Source organism: Chryseobacterium sp. HNCC26DJ239, assembly GCF_057180445.1.
Window position 1 is genome coordinate 478,076 of sequence record NZ_JBXUGJ010000002.1, and the last position, 19,053, is coordinate 497,128.

General features: G+C 34.5%; 13 protein-coding genes. All 13 read left to right on the forward strand.

Going from position 1 to position 19,053, the window contains the following annotated elements; all coding sequences use genetic code 11:
• The first annotated feature begins 185 nt into the window (after positions 1-185).
• Positions 186-3,065, forward strand: coding sequence for a SusC/RagA family TonB-linked outer membrane protein (locus AC2A1D_RS05955; RefSeq protein ID WP_484042714.1), 2,880 nt, complete (start codon positions 186-188; stop codon positions 3,063-3,065).
• Between the two features lie 11 nt (positions 3,066-3,076).
• Positions 3,077-4,630: a RagB/SusD family nutrient uptake outer membrane protein gene (locus AC2A1D_RS05960; RefSeq protein WP_484042715.1), complete on the forward strand. Its 1,554-nt coding sequence runs from the start codon at positions 3,077-3,079 to the stop codon at positions 4,628-4,630.
• An 18-nt stretch (positions 4,631-4,648) separates the two neighbouring features.
• A complete protein-coding gene (locus AC2A1D_RS05965) occupies positions 4,649-5,761 on the forward strand; it encodes a SusE domain-containing protein (protein ID WP_484042716.1) in 1,113 nt (370 codons plus the stop codon).
• Between the two features lie 72 nt (positions 5,762-5,833).
• Entirely contained in the window at positions 5,834-7,993 is a 2,160-nt protein-coding gene (locus AC2A1D_RS05970) for a glycoside hydrolase family 97 protein (protein ID WP_484042717.1), read from the forward strand.
• A 400-nt stretch (positions 7,994-8,393) separates the two neighbouring features.
• Positions 8,394-10,250 carry a glycoside hydrolase family 13 protein gene (locus AC2A1D_RS05975; protein WP_484042718.1) on the forward strand — a complete coding sequence of 619 codons (1,857 nt, stop codon included), beginning with the start codon at positions 8,394-8,396 and terminating at the stop codon, positions 10,248-10,250.
• A 93-nt stretch (positions 10,251-10,343) separates the two neighbouring features.
• Positions 10,344-10,853: a nuclear transport factor 2 family protein gene (locus AC2A1D_RS05980; protein WP_484042719.1), complete on the forward strand. Its 510-nt coding sequence runs from the start codon at positions 10,344-10,346 to the stop codon at positions 10,851-10,853.
• Positions 10,854-10,902: 49 nt separating this feature from the next.
• Entirely contained in the window at positions 10,903-12,366 is a 1,464-nt protein-coding gene (locus AC2A1D_RS05985) for an MFS transporter (RefSeq protein ID WP_484042720.1), read from the forward strand.
• 129 nt (positions 12,367-12,495) lie between these two features.
• Positions 12,496-13,224 carry a pirin family protein gene (locus tag AC2A1D_RS05990; protein ID WP_484042721.1) on the forward strand — a complete coding sequence of 243 codons (729 nt, stop codon included), beginning with the start codon at positions 12,496-12,498 and terminating at the stop codon, positions 13,222-13,224.
• Between the two features lie 265 nt (positions 13,225-13,489).
• The gene (locus tag AC2A1D_RS05995; protein WP_484042722.1) at positions 13,490-14,041 is read left to right on the forward strand and encodes an NADPH-dependent FMN reductase; all 552 of its coding nucleotides are present in this window, start codon (positions 13,490-13,492) and stop codon (positions 14,039-14,041) included.
• Positions 14,042-14,287: 246 nt separating this feature from the next.
• Positions 14,288-15,280: a phosphoribosylformylglycinamidine cyclo-ligase gene (gene purM / locus AC2A1D_RS06000; protein ID WP_484042723.1), complete on the forward strand. Its 993-nt coding sequence runs from the start codon at positions 14,288-14,290 to the stop codon at positions 15,278-15,280.
• 78 nt (positions 15,281-15,358) lie between these two features.
• Positions 15,359-15,931: a phosphoribosylglycinamide formyltransferase gene (gene purN, locus AC2A1D_RS06005; RefSeq protein WP_484042724.1), complete on the forward strand. Its 573-nt coding sequence runs from the start codon at positions 15,359-15,361 to the stop codon at positions 15,929-15,931.
• Between the two features lie 187 nt (positions 15,932-16,118).
• Positions 16,119-17,636, forward strand: coding sequence for a bifunctional phosphoribosylaminoimidazolecarboxamide formyltransferase/IMP cyclohydrolase (gene purH, locus AC2A1D_RS06010; RefSeq protein WP_484042725.1), 1,518 nt, complete (start codon positions 16,119-16,121; stop codon positions 17,634-17,636).
• A gap of 91 nt (positions 17,637-17,727) precedes the next feature.
• Positions 17,728-18,966 (forward strand): phosphoribosylamine--glycine ligase, encoded by a 1,239-nt coding sequence (gene purD, locus AC2A1D_RS06015; RefSeq protein ID WP_484042726.1) that lies wholly within the window; start codon positions 17,728-17,730, stop codon positions 18,964-18,966.
• The last annotated feature ends 87 nt before the right edge of the window (positions 18,967-19,053 follow it).

Genomic DNA, 19,053 nt, shown 5'->3' on the forward strand with positions numbered 1-19,053 from the left:
ACAACGGTATTATGCTATGAATAATTCATGTTAAGTTATTAATTATTAATTAATTGTGAAAAAATTAAGGTTTAATATAGAAAAAATTAATAAATAATTAATAAATATTAACAAGTGTTAGTTTTTTTTATAAATTGCAGTGCTGAGTTACAGCAAAGAATAGAAACTATATAAAAGATAATATTGTGAAAAATTTTACAACGGTATTAAAAATTGCTCCGGCTTTTTTATTGGCGAGTTCAGTAATGTTCGGGCAAAAGCAGGATTCTACTGCGAAGGAAAAAAAGATTGAAGAAGTTGTCCTTATTGGGTTTGGTGCTAAAAAGAAGTCTGATCTTACAGGTTCTGTAACTGCGGTTACGGAGAAAGACTTTAATAAAGGTGCTATTGTATCAGCTGATCAATTAATTCAAGGTAAAGCACCAGGTGTGAGAATTACAAATAGTGGAGGTTCTCCGGATTCGGCTCCAAATATTAGAATTAGAGGAGGTTCTTCGCTGAGTGCATCTAACAATCCCTTAATTGTAATTGATGGTGTTCCTTTAGATTCAACAAATCCGGCAGGGATCCAAAATCCATTAGCATTGGTTAATCCCAATGATATTGAATCATTTTCGATTCTTAAGGATGCATCAGCAACTGCTATTTATGGAGCAAGAGCTTCAAATGGTGTTATTTTGATTAAAACAAAGTCAGGAGGAGGAAGACTTAAAATGAGTTTTAATACAAATGTCTCTGTGGGAGAGGTTACCAAGTATATTGATGTAATGGATTCTGCTCAATTTGTAGATTTTGTTAAGAGCTATTTTCCAAATGATGTTTGGAAATTAGGAGTAGGTGGAAGTCCAACAAATCCTACTGTTATGGGGCAAGTTTACGATACTAATTGGCAAGATGTTGTGTATCGTACTTCTGTGTCTAGTGATAATAATTTTAGTGCATCAGGAAACTTGTTTAAAAAGTTACCAGTGAGACTTTCATTAGGTTATAATAGAACGGAAGGAGTTGTACGTAATGATGATTTAGAAAGATATTCTGCAAATCTACGTTTAACACCCACTTTTTTTGATAAACATTTAAAGGTTGATATTAATGCTAAAGGGTTTAAAGTAGATAAAAATACGGTCGATGCTTCAGGAGCTATTGGATCTGCATTATCTAGAAATCCTACATTGCCAGTATACAGTAGTGACGTTTGGGGGCAAAATGGACCTAATTATTTTGGTGGATATTATCAAAACTATTATGTGGATGGTTCAGGGAAATATAATTTAACTTACGATTCGAACCCGTTAGCGTTGCTTGAACAGAGACAACGCCCAGAGAACACAATGAGGTTTTTGGGTAATATGGAGCTTGATTACAAATTTCATTTCTTACCTGATTTAAGAGCGGTAGTGAATTTGGGAATGGAATCTTCTAGAACAAAAATTAGAGAAACTTATGATCAGAACGCAAGGAACTCTGTGATTAATCTTGTATACAATTCTCTAAATGACATTATCTATAACCCGGGATTAGCATATGCAGAAAATCAATTTACTAACAATAAGAATTTAGATGCTTATTTGGTTTATAATAAAAAAATAAATGATTTTTTTACTAATTTTTTGATTCAAGGAGGCTACACCTATCAAGATTTTAGGTATGATGGTAATAAGGAGCAGTTCTATGCAGATCCTACCGGTAGTGGAATTCGTATTCCTCAACCTAACAGAGCAAATCCAACATTTGGATATTTTAATCATTTGAATTTGCAGTCTTTTTTTGCAAGAACTAATATTGATATTAGAAATAAGTATTTATTTACGGCTTCTTTTAGAGCTGATGCTTCATCTTTATTTAGCGGATTTGATAATCAATGGGGATATTTTCCTTCGGCAGCTTTTGCATGGAAAATGCAAGAAGAAGAATTCTTGAAAAACTCTTCTTTTGTAAAAGAATTAAAATTAAGAATTGGTTGGGGGCAAACCGGACAGCAAGATATTACACAAATTGCAGGAGGTTTTTATCCTTCAAGACCTTTATTTTCTCTAGGATCTGAGAACGCTCAGTATCTTCCAGGGTATAATATTTACTCTGCGCTAGCTTTTAATCAAAATCTTAAATGGGAGACAACAACTAGTTGGAATGCTGGTTTTGATTTTAGTTTATTTGGAGGAGGAAGAATTTCTGGTTCAATCGATTTTTATGATAGAAAATCTACGGATTTGTTGTTGAAAGCTCCAGTTCCACCTGGACAAGGTTTAACAAATGAATTTTCGGATAACGTTGGTTCTTTGAGAAACCGAGGAGTTGAAATGAATCTAAATGTAAATGCTATAAAAAGTGAAAATGTTAATTGGAATGTTTTTGGAAACTTTTCATACAACAAAGGAGAAATTCTTGAGCTCAAATATTACGACAGAATTTCGGCAGGTGGAGATTTACCTGTAGGAACGGGTGTTAAAATTGCTTATCATGTTGTAGGTTTACAGCCTTATTCTGCTTGGGTTTTCCAACAAGTGTATGATCAGAATGGAAACCCTATTGCTGATACTTTTGTAGATAGAAACGGTGATGGTGTAATTACGAATGAAGATCGTTATGATGCTCAAATTGTACCTAACTTTACTTATGGCTTCGGAACTTCATTGAATTATAAAAAATGGGATTTAACAGCTAACTTGAGAGGTCAGATTGGAGGTAAAGTGTATGACGGAAGACATGTAGCTCAAGGTTTTATAAACCAAGTAAAACCTTCAAATTCTGAGCATTTAAACAATGCCCTTGATTTTTCTAATGGAAGATATTCGTCGAATTTAGTTCAACCAACAGACAATATGTTTTTCTCTGATTATTTTCTTCATGATGCTTCTTTCCTAAGATTAGATAATATTACTATAGGTTATAATTTTGAAAAAATATTTGGAAATAAACTAGATTTTAGAGTTTATGGTTCGGTAAATAATGCCTTTATTATAACAAAATACAAAGGGCAGGATCCGGAGAATTTTGGAGGTGTTGATAGCAATTTTTATCCAAGACCAAGAATTTATACAGTTGGTTTTAATTTCAATTTTTAATTTTAATTACAATGAAAAGAACAAAAATATATAGTTTATTGGCAGTGGCAGGATTGTTTTTTGCTTCATGTACAAATGATTTAGATACAGAGCCAAAATACGAACTTACATTAGAAGAACTTTTGGTAAGGGATCCTAATGCTGTAGAAGGTCTTCTTTCAAGAATGTACTCAACTTTTGCCTTATCGAGTGTTTCCGGTCCTGGAGATTCAGACATTGCTGGAGCAAATGCTGGTGAGTCCCCTTTTATTAGAGGTTTAGTAAATTTAAATGATTTTACTGCAGATGGTATGAAGAATCGTTGGGGGGATAATGGGCTAGATCAATTAACAACTACGACTGGATGGAATTCTAATAATAAGTTTTTCAAATATGTTTATGACAGAATTTATTATACAATTCCTCAAACAACCAACCTTATCCTTATTCTAAAAGATAAAGTAGATGTTGCTAATGAGGATCAATACATTAGTGAACTAAGGTTTTTAAGAGCACTTTCTTACTATTATCTTATTGACTTTTTCGGTAAAGGGCCTTTGGTTAATGATGAAACATATGGTTCTGCAACTCCTCTTCCTCAAGCTTCAAGAACAGAGTTATTTAATTTTGTAGAAAGTGAATTAAAAGATATTGAATTTAAGATAGCTACTTCTAATACTTACGGCAGAGCAAATCAGGCTGTAGTACAAATGTTGTTGGCAAAACTTTATCTTAATGCTGAAGTTTATACAGGAACTGCAAGATATAATGATGCAGGAACTTATGCTACGAAAGTTATTAATTCTGGGACTTATCAACTAGAATCTAATTTTGTGAAAAATTTCAGAGCAGATAATAATTTGTCGAAAGAAATCATCTTTCCTTTAATTGCTGATGCTGTTTCATCACAGAGTTATGGCAATACAACATATATTGTGAATGGTAGTCTGAATTCTACAACAATGACATTAGCAACCTATGGAGCCGCAGAAGGTTGGGGAGGTCATAGAGCAACAAAAGCTTGGTATGGGTTGTTTGCTTCAAACGCTTCGGGATTAGCTGCAAGTACTGACGTTCGCGCTCAACAATTTTGGTTGACAGGACATAATTTCGAAATGAGCGATTATAAGGAGTGGACAGATGGCTATCCTTCAATTAAGTTTTCAAACAAGAATACAGACGGAACGGGAGGAGTTATATCATTTTCTTCTACAGATTTCCCATTATTTAGGTTAGCAGATACATATCTTATTTATGCGGAATGTGCTCTTAGAGGAGCTACAACTGTAAATACAGCTCAAGGTCTTACCTATGTAAATTTAGTAAGAACAAGGTCTAATGCATCATCATTACCAACTCTAACACTTCAAAATATTCTTGATGAAAGAGGTCGTGAGTTTGGTCTTGAAGGAGTTAGAAGACAGGATTTAATTAGATTTGGAAAATTTACTGGATCAAGTTATTTATGGCCATGGAAAGGAGGTGTAGTAGGAGGTACTTCAATTTCAGATAACTATAAAGTATTTCCAATCCCTGCATCTGCACTTCAAGCAAACCCAAATCTTACACAAAATACTGGATATTAAGATTAAATAAACATTAGAATGAAAAATATATTTAAAATTATCGTTTTAGGATTAATATCTTTTTTTATATTTTCTTGTGAAGGAGAAGATGAAAAATTAGTCCTTAATAATACCAATCCGAGTACTTTAGCTGTTAATAAAACATCTGTTGTATTAGATGAAACTATTGCTGATCAAGCTGCATTAACATTTACTTATACTAATCCAACATTTAGTCCAAATATTGCATTTTCTAATTCTGTTGAATTTGCATTAGAAGGATCAAACTTTTCACCAAGTGAAACGGAAGAAGTTTCTATGGAAAGTAAAACATTTTCACTTACTCATCTTCAGATGAATAATATTCTTGCTTCTCTAAATATTGCACCTAATTCTGTAAAGGTTATTGAAGCAAGATTGAAATCAAATGCAAATAGCGTAACAGCATTTTATTCGAATATTATCAAAATTAATATTACAGGTTATGCACCTAATCCAGATTTGATATATCCAAAAATAAATGTACCGGGAGGATATGCAGGTGCAGCTGGGTATCAAGACTGGACTCCTGCTATTTCCCCAAATTTATTTTCTCCTGAAAAAGATAATAAGTATAGAGGTTTTATCTATGTTACAAATGCAAATAGTGAATACAAATTTACAATCAATCAAGATTGGGCAGGAGACAAAGGCGATGATGGAACTTTTACAGGTAAGCTTGTAGAAACAGGCGAGCAAAATATTAAAGCTGCAGCAGTTGGTACTTATTATTTAAAAGCTGACTGGTCTGCAAATACATATTCTGCAGTTCTGGCAAACTTCGGGGTAATTGGAGATGCTACACCGACAGGTTGGGGATCCGATACAGATTTTGTTTACAATCCTACAACAAAGACTTTTGTTATTAATTCAATTGCACTTAGTGCTTCTGGAGTATTTAAATTCAGAGCTAATGACGATTTGGCAATGAAGTTTCAGCCAGCAAGTGCAGATCAAACTCTTACTTCTGGAACAGGAGTGGTTACCTATCTAAGTACTGAAGGAACGGTTACAGGCGACTCAAGTTACAAAGTTGCAGTTTCAGGTAATTATAAAATAGAATTAGATTTACATAATTCAGCGAATTATAAACTTACTGTTACTAAACTATAAAAGTAATCATACATTAAAACTGTTGCTTTTTGGCAACAGTTTTTTTATTTTTAAAGCTTATAAATAATCATTATGAAGAAAATTACAACTGGAGTAGCTTTGCTATCCATGATGTTTGCAGGATTGAATGCACAATCTCTAAAATCTCCAGACGGAAAATTTGAAATGAATTTTCAACTGAAGAATGGAGTTCCTTTTTACAATTTAAAATATGATGGTAAAACAGTACTTGAAGATTCAAAATTAGGATTGAGATTATTTAAAGACACATCTATCAAATTTGCTTCGGAAATCGCGAAAGCTGAAGATGCAAAATTTGATCTTAACAACGGTTTCACAAAGACCGACGAAAAGAGAGACTCCAAAAACGAAACATGGCAACCTGTTTTGGGAGAGAAAAAAAATTACATAAACCATTACAACGAGCTTGCGGTTACCCTCAACCAAGCGGCAACAGATAGAAATATCATTATTAAATTTCGTTTGTTTAATGATGGTTTAGGATTCAGATACGAGTTTCCACAGCAGAAAAATTTGAACTACTTTGTAATTCGCGAAGAAGATTCAGAATTCGATTTTCCTACCGATATGAAAGCTTGGTGGATTGTTGCAGATTATGATTCTCAAGAATATCAATTCCAGGAAACAAAAGTTTCTGAAATCCCAGCAAGATGGCCAAAAGCGGCAGATGCAAATGCCTCTCAAACTTTAATTAAAAATGCAGTACAGTCGCCTTTGATGTTGAAAGTAGAGGGAAAAACTCCTCTTTACATTAACGTTGCAGAAGCAGCAGTTTTAGATTATCCCGCTTCTCACCTTGAGGTAGATGCGAATAATTTTAAGCTAAAAACTCACCTTACTGCAGATAGACAAGGTGCAAAAGGGTATATGCAAACTTCGGCAACAACACCTTGGAGAACTGTAATTGTTTCGCCAAAAGCAGAAGAAGTGATGGATTCTAAAATGTTGTTCAACCTGAACGAGCCCACTAAATATACTGATACCTCTTACATTCATGCAACAAAATACATGGGAGTTTGGTGGGAAATGATTATCGGAAAATCTCAATGGGCATACGGACAACCAGAATCTAATGTACATTTAGATACAACAGATTTCAGTAAATTAACGCCAAACGGAAAACATGGTGCAAACAACACTAAAGTAAAAGAATACATCGATTTTGCTGCTGCAAATGGTTTTGAAGGACTTCTTATCGAAGGTTGGAACATCGGATGGGAAGATTGGTTTGGACATTCTAAAGAATATGTTTTTGATTTCCAGACTCCTTACCCAGATTTCGACATCAAAATGTTGAATGAATACGCTCATTCTAAAGGAATTAAGTTAATCATGCACCACGAAACTTCTGGTTCGGCAACCAATTACGAAAGATTTGCAGACAAAGCATTCCAATTGATGAACAAATACGGATATGATGCTGTGAAAACAGGATATGTTGGAGATATCATTCCAAGAGGAGAACATCATTATTCTCAATGGATGATTAATCATTACTACAGAATTGCAGAAAAAGCAAATGAGTATAAAGTAATGGTAAACTCTCACGAATCCGTAAGACCAACGGGTGAAAGCAGAACCTATCCAAACTATATTTCAGCAGAAGCAGCAAGAGGAACAGAATATGATGCATTTGGTGGTAATAATCCAGATCATCATACTATTCTTCCATTTACAAGATGGATGGGTGGGCCGATGGATTATACTCCAGGAATTTTCCAAACAAAACTAGATTATTATTTCCCTGGAGATACTCGTTTTGTAAAAACAACGTTGGCAAAACAATTGGCACTGTATGTGGTAATGTATATGCCAATTCAGATGGCTGCAGATTTACCTGAAAACTATGCAAAACACATGGATGCTTTCCAGTTTATTAAAGATGTAGCTGCAGATTGGGACGATACTAAAATCTTATCTGCGGAACCTGGAGAATATATTCATACTGCTAGAAAAGCTAAAGGTTCAGAAAATTGGTTCGTGGGCGGTATTACAGACGAAAAAGCCTTAGATTATACTGTAGATTTTTCTTTCCTTGAAAAAGGTAAAAAGTATGAAGCTACAATTTATGAAGATGGTAAAGATGCAGATTATGTAAACAATCCTCAGTCTTATCACATTTATAAAAAGACAATTACAAGCAAAACAAAATTGCCTGTACATTTAGCAAGAAGTGGTGGTTATGCTATTTCGGTAAAGCCGATTAAATAGTTTTCCAACCTTTAAAATTTTTAGAAAATCCTTAGAGGGAAACCTTTAAGGATTTTTTTTGAAATTGATTAAAAACAGGCTTATCTTCATTTTATAAAATCATTGTTTTGACTTAGGAAACGGAGGCGTTAAAAAATTTTGAAAAAATTCCGTTAAAAAATCTCCATTGTTTGAGTGGCGGCAAAAATTTTGTTAGATGTCGAATTTTTATTTCCGCCCGAGTTTTGGAGATTTTAGAAATTTTTTCAAAATTTTAGCCGAGTTTCCAAGTCTTGAATTTTTGGTTATTTTGCTTCAAGGCAAAAGAACAAGGAATTAAAAATAGAATAAGTGTTAAAATTCTTAATTTGTGCTGAAAAACCATAGTATATAAACCGGCTCTTAAACAAAGAAAAAGATTATGAAAAATTTATATGCAATTGCAGCGCTGTCTGCAGCTTCGTTAGCCTTTTCACAAAAACCTTTAGATAAAGTAGAACCCGCTTTTTGGTGGAAAGGAATGAAAAATCCTGAACTTCAACTTTTGGTGTATGGAAAAGATATTGCCAAAAACGAAATCGAAATTTCTGATGGTATAAAAATTAAAGACCTACAGAAAGTTGAAAACCCCAATTATCTTTTTGTAACGCTGAATACTAATGAAATTAATGTTTCTAAGTTTTCAATCAACATTAAAAACGGAAAGAAAAAACTAGGTTCTTACACGTATGAATTGAAGGAAAGAAAACCCAATTCTGCCAATCGAAATTCGTATACTTCCAAAGATGTAATGTATCTCATCATGCCGGATCGCTTCGCGAATGGAGACGAAAAAAACGATTCGCAACCCGACCTTACCGAAAAAGCAAACAAAAACTTACCTGGAGGTCGCCACGGAGGAGATTTACGCGGAATTATCAATAATCTCGATTATCTTCAAGGTTTAGGGGCAACTGCAATTTGGCTTACCCCCGTTAATCAAGACAACGAAAAAGTATATTCTTATCATGGATATGCACAAACAGACCTGTATAAAATTGATGTTAGATACGGAACCAACGAAGAGTATAAAGAGCTTTCGCAAAAGCTAAACCAAAGAAATATGATGTTGGTGATGGATTATGTAACCAACCACTGGGGAATTTCTCATTGGTTAATTAAGGATTTGCCGACAAAAGATTGGGTGCATTGGTTTGCGGATGGAGAAAATGGTTTTAAGCGTTCCAATTACAAAATTTCTTCACAATTTGATACAAATGCGGCAGAAATTGATAAAAAATTGGCTTTAGATGGCTGGTTTGATACGACGATGCCCGATATTAATCAAAGCAATCCTTTGGTGTTGAAATATCTTACACAAAATGCAATTTGGTGGATTGAATATGCTGAATTAGGCGGTTTCCGTGTCGATACATACCCTTACAACGATAAAGAAGCGATGGCGAAATGGGCAAAAGCAATTACAGACGAGTACCCAAAATTCAATATTGTTGGTGAAACTTGGTTGAGTAACGCTGCTCATATTTCGGCTTGGCAAAAAGATTCTAAAACAGGAGAAGCTGCGAATTTCAATTCGTATTTACCTTCGGTGATGGATTTTCCTTTGTATGGCGAATTGCCAAAAGCGATTCAAGAAAAAGAAGGTTGGGATACGGGTTGGAATAGAGTTTACAACAGTTTTACAAACGATTTTTTATATAAAGACATCAACAATCTTTTGGTGTTTTTTGAAAATCATGACACAGAAAGATGGAACGAAATCTTTAAAGGTGACCCAAAAGCATATCAATTGGCATTAACTTTAATTTCTACCGTTCGTGGAATTCCGCAGATTTATTACGGCTCTGAAATTGGAATGCGTGGCGACAAAAATAAAGGTGGCGACGCAGATATCAGAAGAGACTTCCCTGGAGGTTGGAAAAATGATACTCAAAACGCATTTATTCCTTCAAAACAAACTTCAGAACAGAAAGAATTTTACGATTTTACTCGAAAATTGTTGAATTGGAGAAGAAATAAAGAAGTAATTCATACCGGAAAAACGAAAAATTTCGTTCCTCAAAACAATGTTTTTGTGTATTTTAGATACAACGAAAAAGAAACCGTAATGGTAGTTTTAAACAACAGTGATAAAACTGAAATATTAGATTTAAAAAGATTTGAAGAAGTATTAAAAAGTTTTTCTAAAGGCAAAGATTTTATCTCCGAAAGAGAATTTTCATTACAAAATACTTTGTCGGTTCCTGCAAAAACACCGATGGTTATTGATTTAAAATAATAAACCTACAACTTTGCCAAAGTTTAAAGCGATAATAATGTTACTTTGACAAAGCTTTTGATATAATTTATTTATGTTTAAAAATAATAATACATGAAAAAAACGACGATATTTTTTACTTGGGTATTATTGATGTTGAATTTTAAAGTGATTTCAGCTCAATCAAAACTTGAAAAAGAAAAAACTGAAATTGCACAAATGCTCGACGGTTTCAACGTTGCCGCAGCGAAAGCAGATTTTACAAAGTACTTCAATTATTTTGCTGACGAATCTACCTTTATTGGAACTGACGCAACCGAAGTTTGGGATAAAAAAGCTTTTATGATTTGGGCAAAACCGTATTTCGATAAAAAATCTACATGGAATTTTAAAGCTTTAAAACGAAATGTATATTTTTCAAAAGACGGAAAAATAGCTTGGTTTGATGAGTTGCTCGATACACAAATGAAAATCTGTAGAGGTTCTGGCGTTGTAGAAAAAATCGACGGACAGTGGAAAGTGAAGCAATATGTTTTATCGATGACTATTCCAAACGATGTGGTCAACAAAGTCGTTGAGGTGAAAGCACCAATTGAAGATGCTTTAATTCAGAAATTGAAATAATAAAAAGATAAAATCATTTATCAATCATCATTTATCAATTATAATATTTATGGCGAAAAAAATAAAACCAAATCTCTCAATGCTCCAAATTATCAACATGAGCATGGGTTTTTTAGGAATTCAAATGGCTTTTGGACTTCAAAACGGAAATGCAAGTAGAATTTTGGCAAATTTAGGTGCCGATGTGCATGAGCTTTCTTGGTTTTGGTTGGTTGCACCAATTACTGGTTTAATCGTTCAGCCCATTATTGGTCACATGGGAGACAATACTTGGAGTCCTTTAGGAAGACGAAAACCTTACTTTTTGATTGGGGCAGTTTTGTGCGCCATTGGTTTGGTTTTACTTCCCAATGCAGCCTCCGTAACGAATCTTATTGCTGCGAATGTGTTATTATTGGCAGTAATTTTCCTGGCAATGATGGATGCTTCCATTAATGTTGCGATGGAACCGTTTCGTGCTTTGGTAGGAGATATGTTGCCGAAACATCAAGGTACTTTGGGCTTTTCAGTACAGACTATTCTAATCGGAATTGGCGCTGTAATCGGGTCTTATTTACCAGATTGGTTAGCGAATTTTCATGAAAATAATCTTATATTCAATGATGTTTTAGAAAAATATTTTTCTTTTGGATTACCGCAGTGGATTTTAGATTTGAAATCTATTTCAAATGAAGCTCCTGAAGGTTTTGTTGCAGATAATGTGATTTATGCTTTTTATATTGGAGCTGCAATTTTAATTCTTTCTATTTTGTATACCATTTTTACGACAAAAGAGTATTCTCCTGAGGAGTTTGCCTCATTTGAAGATGGAAAAGAAGTGGTGGAAGAGAAATCTAAATTTTCAGATATTTTCAAAGACTTTGCGAATATTCCAACTCAAATGAAGAGATTGGGAATTGTGCAGTTTTTCTCCTGGTTTGCCTTATTTACGATGTGGGTTTTTACGACAAGTGCTATTGCAACGCATCATTTTGGGCTTTCACCAGAAGACACGCATTCCAAAGCGTTCAATAATGCAGGAGATTTAACAGGAAAGCTTTTCGGAATGTACAATCTTTGGGCAATTCCTTTCGCGTTTTTATTAACGCCAATTGCAAAATTTATTGGGAAAAAACAGACTCATGCTTTGGCTTTATTATCAGGAGGTTTGGGTTTAATTTCGATGTATTTTATTAAAGATACGTCCTTGCTTTGGGTTTCTATGATAGGTTTAGGCTTTGCTTGGGCAAGTATTTTGGCTATGCCTTATGCGATGTTGATAGAAGTTATTCCGCAAAGAAAAATGGGAGTTTACATGGGGATTTTCAACTTTTTTATTGTAATTCCGCAAATTATAAACGGAATTTTCGGAGGACCAATTGTTTCAAATATATTCGGGAAAATGGCGATTGATTACGTTGTTGTGGGAGGAGTTTGTATGGTGATTGGAGCTGTCGTTACCATGATGTTTATCAAATCTGAAAACGAAACTTCAAAAGAAGTTGCGGAAGAAATTAAGCAAGTACATTTTTAAATAATTTACTAAATATTTACAACTAAAATCCACCAATCGGTGGATTTTTTCTTATCCTAAATCAATGCGAGAGATTTCTTGTTTTTGCAATTTTGTCACATCAAAACAACAACAAGTAAATCATCAGTTATGAAAACAATATATCACAAAGCAGATTCAAGAGGCCATGCAAATCATGGTTGGTTAAATTCTTATCATACTTTCAGTTTTTCTGGGTATCAAAACCGAGATAGAATGAATTTCGGAGTTTTAAGAGTATTGAACGACGATACTGTTGCGCAGGGAATGGGTTTTGGAACGCATCCTCACAAAGATATGGAGATTATTTCTATTCCTTTGGAAGGCGATTTGGAACACAAAGATTCTATGGGAACAACGGCGGTTATCAGAAAAGGTGAAATTCAGGTAATGAGTGCGGGAACTGGGGTTCAACACAGTGAATACAATAAAAGTAAAGATGAAGAAGTGAAATTTCTTCAAATTTGGGTATTTCCAAGAAGCTTAAATGTAGAACCTAGGTACGACCAGAAAAGCATAAAAGAAGGAGAGAAGATTAATGATTTTCAACAAATTTTATCTCCAAATAAAGAAGATGATGGGGTTTGGATTCATCAGGATGCTTGGTTCAGTATTGCAAATTTCACTAAAGGAAACAGTAAAGATTATACTTTCCACAAAGAAGGAAACGGCGTTTATCTTTTTGTATTGAAAGGCAGCGCAAAAGTAGGAGATACTGTTCTAAGAGAAAGAGACGGTTTAGGAATTTGGGATACGCAAAATTTCAATTTGGAAGCTCTTGAAGATAGCGAAGTTCTTTTAATGGAAGTTCCAATGGAATTGCCAGATTATTTGAAATAAAATAATTGAATCACAAAAATCACAGAAGCTTTTTAAGATTATCCGCTTTTAGTCAGGTTGAAAAAAAAAAAATCTTTGCGGTTGCTGAGCTTGTCGAAGCGTGCATTAAATTTTTAATTAAGATTGAAAACGAACATTGATTAAAGCTTTATTTAAAAACTTAAGTATTCTTATTAGCAATTTTAAATTAAACTTAAAATAACTAAAGTATTAAAATCTTTTGCGATTTTTGTAGTTTGAAAATTAAGTAAATATAAATTATACAATGAAAATTTTAGCAATAGCAGGAAGTAATTCCGAAACATCAATCAATAAATTATTAGTTTCTTACGCATCAACTTTGGTTGAAAATGCAGAAGTAGAAATCGTAGATATGAACGATTTTGAAATGCCCATTTACAAACACCAAAGAGAAGCAGAAAGCGGTGTACCACAACAAGCTCACGATTTTGCAGCGAAAATTGATAATGCAGATGCTCTTTTAATTTCTCTTTCTGAGCACAACGGAACTTATTCTACAGCATTTAAAAATGTTTTCGACTGGACTTCAAGAATTAAAGACAGAAAAGTTTGGAATCAGGTTCCGATGTTGTTGATGGCTACTGCTCCAGGTGGAAGAGGCGGATTGGGAGTTTTGGAAGCGGCAGAAAAACGTTTCCCTTTACACGGCGGAAATATTGTGGGAACATTTACGTTACCTTTCTTTGGGGATAATTTTAATAAAGAAGAAGGCAAAATTTCTAACGAGGAGAAAAACAGCGAATTAAAAGAGAAAATTCAGAAACTTTCGGTGGCAGATTCTATCCTTGAAAAATAGAATTGCAATATTAAGTTAAAATTAATATCTTTGCAAAAATTAAAAAGACATGACATTTCAGGCTTGCAATACACAATATCTTTCCAAAAATGGGGAAATTGTGCACTCTGAAATTCAACGATAAAATCACGGCCGATAATCTACCAAGATTGTCGGCTTTTTTATTTAAGTAATTTAAAATTAAAAAGTGTCTTAGTCAAAACATAGTTATATTGTTACACTGGTACACTGTTACACTAAAATATTATGAGCAACACTTACAAATCAGCAGGAGTAGACAAAGAAGAAGGGTACAAAACGGTTGATAAGATTAAAAAAGCAGTCGGTGAAACCCACAATTCAAATGTGTTAAATCATTTGGGAAGCTTCGGTGCTTTCTACGAAATCGGAGGATACAAAAATCCTGTTTTGGTTTCTGGAACAGACGGTGTCGGTACAAAACTTAAAGTAGCTTTAGATTCTAAAAAATACGATTCTATCGGGGTAGATTGTTTTGCGATGTGTGCAAACGATATTCTTTGTCACGGTGCAAAACCATTGTTTTTCCTAGATTATTTAGCTTGTGGAAAACTAGACTCTGAAATTGCTGCAGAAATCGTTCTTGGAATGGTAAATGCTTGTAAAGACAATAACTGCGCATTAATTGGTGGTGAAACTGCCGAAATGCCGGGAATGTACCAACCAGGAGATTACGATGTTGCAGGTTTCTGTGTAGGAATTGTAGAAAAAGACCAAATTATTGATGGTTCTAAAATTAGAGCAGGAGACAAAATTATAGCATTGCCAAGTTCAGGATTCCACTCAAACGGATTTTCTTTGGTAAGAAAAGTTTTCCCTGATTTCAACGAAGAATTTGAAGGAAAACCTTTGTACGAAACGCTTTTAGTACCTACAAGATTATATTTTAAAGATATTCATAAAGTAATCGCTGAAGTAGAAGTTTCAGGTATTGCTCACATTACAGGAGGTGGTTTGTACGAAAACGTTCCTAGAATTATTCCGGAAGGATTGTGTGCTACAATCGATGCTTCAAGCATTCAAATCCCAAGCGTAATGTTGGAACTTGAAAAAAGAGGAGGTGTAGCTCGTGAAGAAATGTTCGGAACTTTCAACATGGGAATCGGGATGACGGTTGTAGTAGACGCTGCACAAGCTGAAAAAGTACTAAGCCTTCTTGAAGATGCCTATGTTATCGGAGAAATCACAGAAGGAAGCGAAAAAATAAATCTTACATTTTAATGTAGCTATATAACAATGTACTAGTTTAGCCATAACAGAATTGTTACATCGTTAAACTGATACATTGTTACATTAATTATGAAAAACATTGTCATTTTAATTTCAGGTTCAGGAACCAATCTTCAAAGAATTATTGATACCATCGATAGCGGAGAAATCCAAAACGCAAAAGTATCATTAGTAATTGCAGACAGAGAATGTTTCGGACTTGAAAGAGCAAAAAATCATAATATAGACCACGTTCTCATCCCGAGAGGGAAAAACTTCAGTACAGAGTTGAGTAAAGTGATTCCGGAAAATACAGATTTAATTGTATTGGCTGGGTTTTTATCCATTCTAAAACCTGAGTTTTGTGAAAACTGGAGCGGGAAAATTATTAATATTCATCCTGCTTTGCTTCCTAAATTTGGTGGTAAAGGAATGTGGGGACAACACGTTCATAACGCAGTGATTGAAGCAAAGGAAAAAGAAAGCGGGGCAACAGTACATTTCGTAACTCCTGGGATTGATGAAGGGGAAATGATTCTTCAAAAATCTTTCGAAATTACTGAAAACGATACCCCAGAAACGGTTGCCGAAAAAGTTCATCATATTGAATATGAGATTTTTCCAATCGCAATAAATAAAGTATTGAATAATCTAGCAGTCTAGTAATGTAGCAATTTATCAATAAAAGGATTATTACATTCTTACACTGTTAAATTAAAATTAAAAACACATTTAGATTTAAAAAAGTTTTCAACTAAGAAAATCTAAGTAAAAATAAAAATAAGACCGGAGGTGAAAGACCCGGTCTACAGTTTGGAATAGCTGTAAAAAGTTAAAAATTGAAAGTAAGATGAGCAAAAAGAGAGTTTTGATCAGTGTTTCTGACAAAAGCGGTTTGATTGAATTTGCACAGTTCTTGGAATCAAAAGACTACGAATTGATTTCTACGGGAGGAACGTTCAAACATTTGAAAGATGCTGGTTTAAATCCTATTCAGATTGATGAGGTTACCAATTTCCCTGAAATGTTGGACGGTAGAGTGAAAACGCTACACCCGAAAGTTCATGGTGGTTTATTGGCAGTACGTTCAAACGAAGAACACATGAACACTGTACAAGAGCACGGAATTGGGCTGATTGACATGGTAATCGTAAATCTTTATCCTTTCTTTGAGAATGTGAACAAAAACATTTCTTTACATGAAAAGGTAGAATTTATCGATATCGGTGGTCCTTCAATGCTTCGTTCAGCGGCAAAAAACTTTGATTCGGTTACGGTAATTACCGATGTTGAAGATTATGCAGCTGTAAAGATTGAAATGGAGCAATACGGTGATACATTTATTGAAACTCGTAAAAAATTGGCTGGTAAAGTTTTCAACCTTACTTCAGCGTATGATGCTGCGATTTCAAGAATGCTTTTAGACGAAGAATATCCTACGTATCTAAATGCTTCTTACAAAAAAGTATCAGATTTAAGATACGGCGAAAACCCTCATCAAACGGCAGCTTACTACGTTTCTACTTTTGAAAACGGTGCGATGAAGGATTTCGAACAGTTGGGCGGGAAAGAATTATCTTTCAACAACCTTCGCGATATGGATCTTTGCTGGAAAGTGGTGACTGAATTTAAAGAAGAAATGGCTTGTTGTGCCGTAAAACACTCTACACCTTGTGGCGTGGCAATCGGAACTTCAGCTTTGGAAACGTATCAAAAAACTTTCGAGTGCGATCCTGTATCAATCTTCGGAGGTATTGTAGCGATGAATTATAAAATTGATGCGGCTACAGCAGAAGAATTAAACAAAACTTTCCTAGAAATCGTAATGGCTCCTGAGTTTGACGAAGAAGCAATCGAAATTTTAAGAAAGAAAAAGAATTTAAGAATCATTAAAATCGTAAATCCAGTTTCAGACAAACAAACTTGGGTGAAGATTGATGGTGGAATCTTGGTTCAGGATAACGACAGTATTTTCTCTGATGATATTAAAGTAGTAACTGAAACTCAGCCTACAGAAGAGCAGAAAAAAGCATTATTATTCTCTCAGAGAGTAGTAAAATATGTGAAATCTAATGCTATTGTAGTATCAAACGGAGTTCAGGCTTTCGGTATCGGAGGAGGTCAGGTAAACAGAATCTGGGCTACACAACAAGCAATAGAAAGAGCAAAAGAAAAGTACTCTGGAGAATTGGTTTTGGCTTCTGATGCGTTTTTCCCTTTCCGTGATGTGGTAGATTTCTGCGCTCAAGAAGGTATCACAGCCATTATTCAGCCAGGAGGTAGTGTAAAAGATCAGGACAGCATTGAAGCTGCTAATGAGCACAAAATTCCTATGATGTTTACAGGAATTAGACATTTTTTACATTAATTAAAATAGAATTAAAAAATATAATTGAGATTGTATTTATAGCATTCAAAATTATATATTTGTAATATTAGACTTAGATAATAAATAAAGTATGAGAATATTAATCATAGGTGAAGGTGGAAGAGAATCTGCTTTGGCAGCGAAACTACAAAAAGACTCTAGAGTGAGCCAAATGTTTTTTGCCAACGGAAACGCTTCTACAGACAAAATAGGAACAAACATCCATTTATCGGAGATTAAAGAACTTAGAGATTTTGCAATTAAAGAAAAGATAGATCTTACAATTGTAGGTCCTGAAGCACCTCTTGTTGCAGGTTTGAAGGATGAATTTAAGAAGCACGATCTTAAAGTTTTCGGTCCAAATCAAAAGGTAGCAAGTCTTGAAGGAAGTAAGGCTTTCTCTAAGAAATTTATGCAGACCTATGATATCAAAACAGCAAAAGCAGTCGTATTTGATGCATACAATGAAGCTAAAGAATACATCCAAACTCAGGAGTATCCTTTGGTAATCAAAGCGAGTGGTCTTGCAGGAGGAAAAGGTGTGGTAATCTGCGAAACTTTAGAAGAAGCAGAAGCTACGATTCACGATTTCATGATCAGAAGAATCTTCGGAGATGCAGGGATCAGAGTGGTAATTGAAGAATACCTTGAAGGTTTCGAAGCATCAATTATCGCATTCTCAAACGGAAGCAAACTTTTCCCTTGTATTGCTGCAAAAGATTACAAAAAAGCAGGAAACGGAGATACAGGTCCAAACACAGGAGGTATGGGAACTGTAGCACCAAGCCCAGAATTCACAGCAGAGCATTTTGCAGATTTTGAAAAAAATATTCTTGAAACTACTTTAAAAGGTTTAAAAGCAGAAGGATTTGGCTTTAAAGGAATTATCTTCTTCGGATTGATGGTTACCAATAAAGGAACTTACCTTTTAGAATACAACATGAGATTCGGAGATCCGGAAACTCAGGTATTAATGGCTTTGATGGAAAACAATCTTCTAGACGTAATCAACGATTGTATGGACGGCAAAGACATCGAGCTTAAATTCAAAGACGAAAAAGCAGTTTGCTTGGTAATGTGTTCAGGAGGGTATCCTAGAAACATCGAGCTAGGCTTCGAAATCGTTGGAGAAGACAAAGTAAAACACAGCCAGCTTTTATACGCAGGTGCTGTGAAGAAAGGAGACAAAGTGGTTTCAAACGGCGGTAGAGTTTTAAATATCGTTGCTACAGGAGCTACTTTCGACGAAGCACGCAAAAAAGTGTACGAAGACGCAAGCCATGTACATTTCGATTATAGCTTCTATAGAGAAGACATCGGAAAATTTTAATATAACGCCCTGATTTTTTTTCGGGGCTTTTTTTTACAAAGCCAATTCAGAAAAAGGATGCCGCTGCAATCAGGGCTAGAAAGAAGC

Excerpts from the sequence above, each read along its gene's own strand:
- AC2A1D_RS05990 (WP_484042721.1), top strand. The coding sequence starts at position 12,496 with ATGAAAACAATATATCACAAAGCAGATTCAAGAGGCCATGCAAATCAT.
- AC2A1D_RS05995 (WP_484042722.1), top strand. The coding sequence starts at position 13,490 with ATGAAAATTTTAGCAATAGCAGGAAGTAATTCCGAAACATCAATCAAT.
- purD (WP_484042726.1), top strand. The coding sequence starts at position 17,728 with ATGAGAATATTAATCATAGGTGAAGGTGGAAGAGAATCTGCTTTGGCA.
- purN (WP_484042724.1), top strand. The coding sequence starts at position 15,359 with ATGAAAAACATTGTCATTTTAATTTCAGGTTCAGGAACCAATCTTCAA.
- AC2A1D_RS05985 (WP_484042720.1), top strand. The coding sequence starts at position 10,903 with ATGGCGAAAAAAATAAAACCAAATCTCTCAATGCTCCAAATTATCAAC.
- AC2A1D_RS05970 (WP_484042717.1), top strand. The coding sequence starts at position 5,834 with ATGAAGAAAATTACAACTGGAGTAGCTTTGCTATCCATGATGTTTGCA.
- AC2A1D_RS05975 (WP_484042718.1), top strand. The coding sequence starts at position 8,394 with ATGAAAAATTTATATGCAATTGCAGCGCTGTCTGCAGCTTCGTTAGCC.
- AC2A1D_RS05980 (WP_484042719.1), top strand. The coding sequence starts at position 10,344 with ATGAAAAAAACGACGATATTTTTTACTTGGGTATTATTGATGTTGAAT.
- AC2A1D_RS05960 (WP_484042715.1), top strand. The coding sequence starts at position 3,077 with ATGAAAAGAACAAAAATATATAGTTTATTGGCAGTGGCAGGATTGTTT.
- AC2A1D_RS05965 (WP_484042716.1), top strand. The coding sequence starts at position 4,649 with ATGAAAAATATATTTAAAATTATCGTTTTAGGATTAATATCTTTTTTT.
- purH (WP_484042725.1), top strand. The coding sequence starts at position 16,119 with ATGAGCAAAAAGAGAGTTTTGATCAGTGTTTCTGACAAAAGCGGTTTG.
- purM (WP_484042723.1), top strand. The coding sequence starts at position 14,288 with ATGAGCAACACTTACAAATCAGCAGGAGTAGACAAAGAAGAAGGGTAC.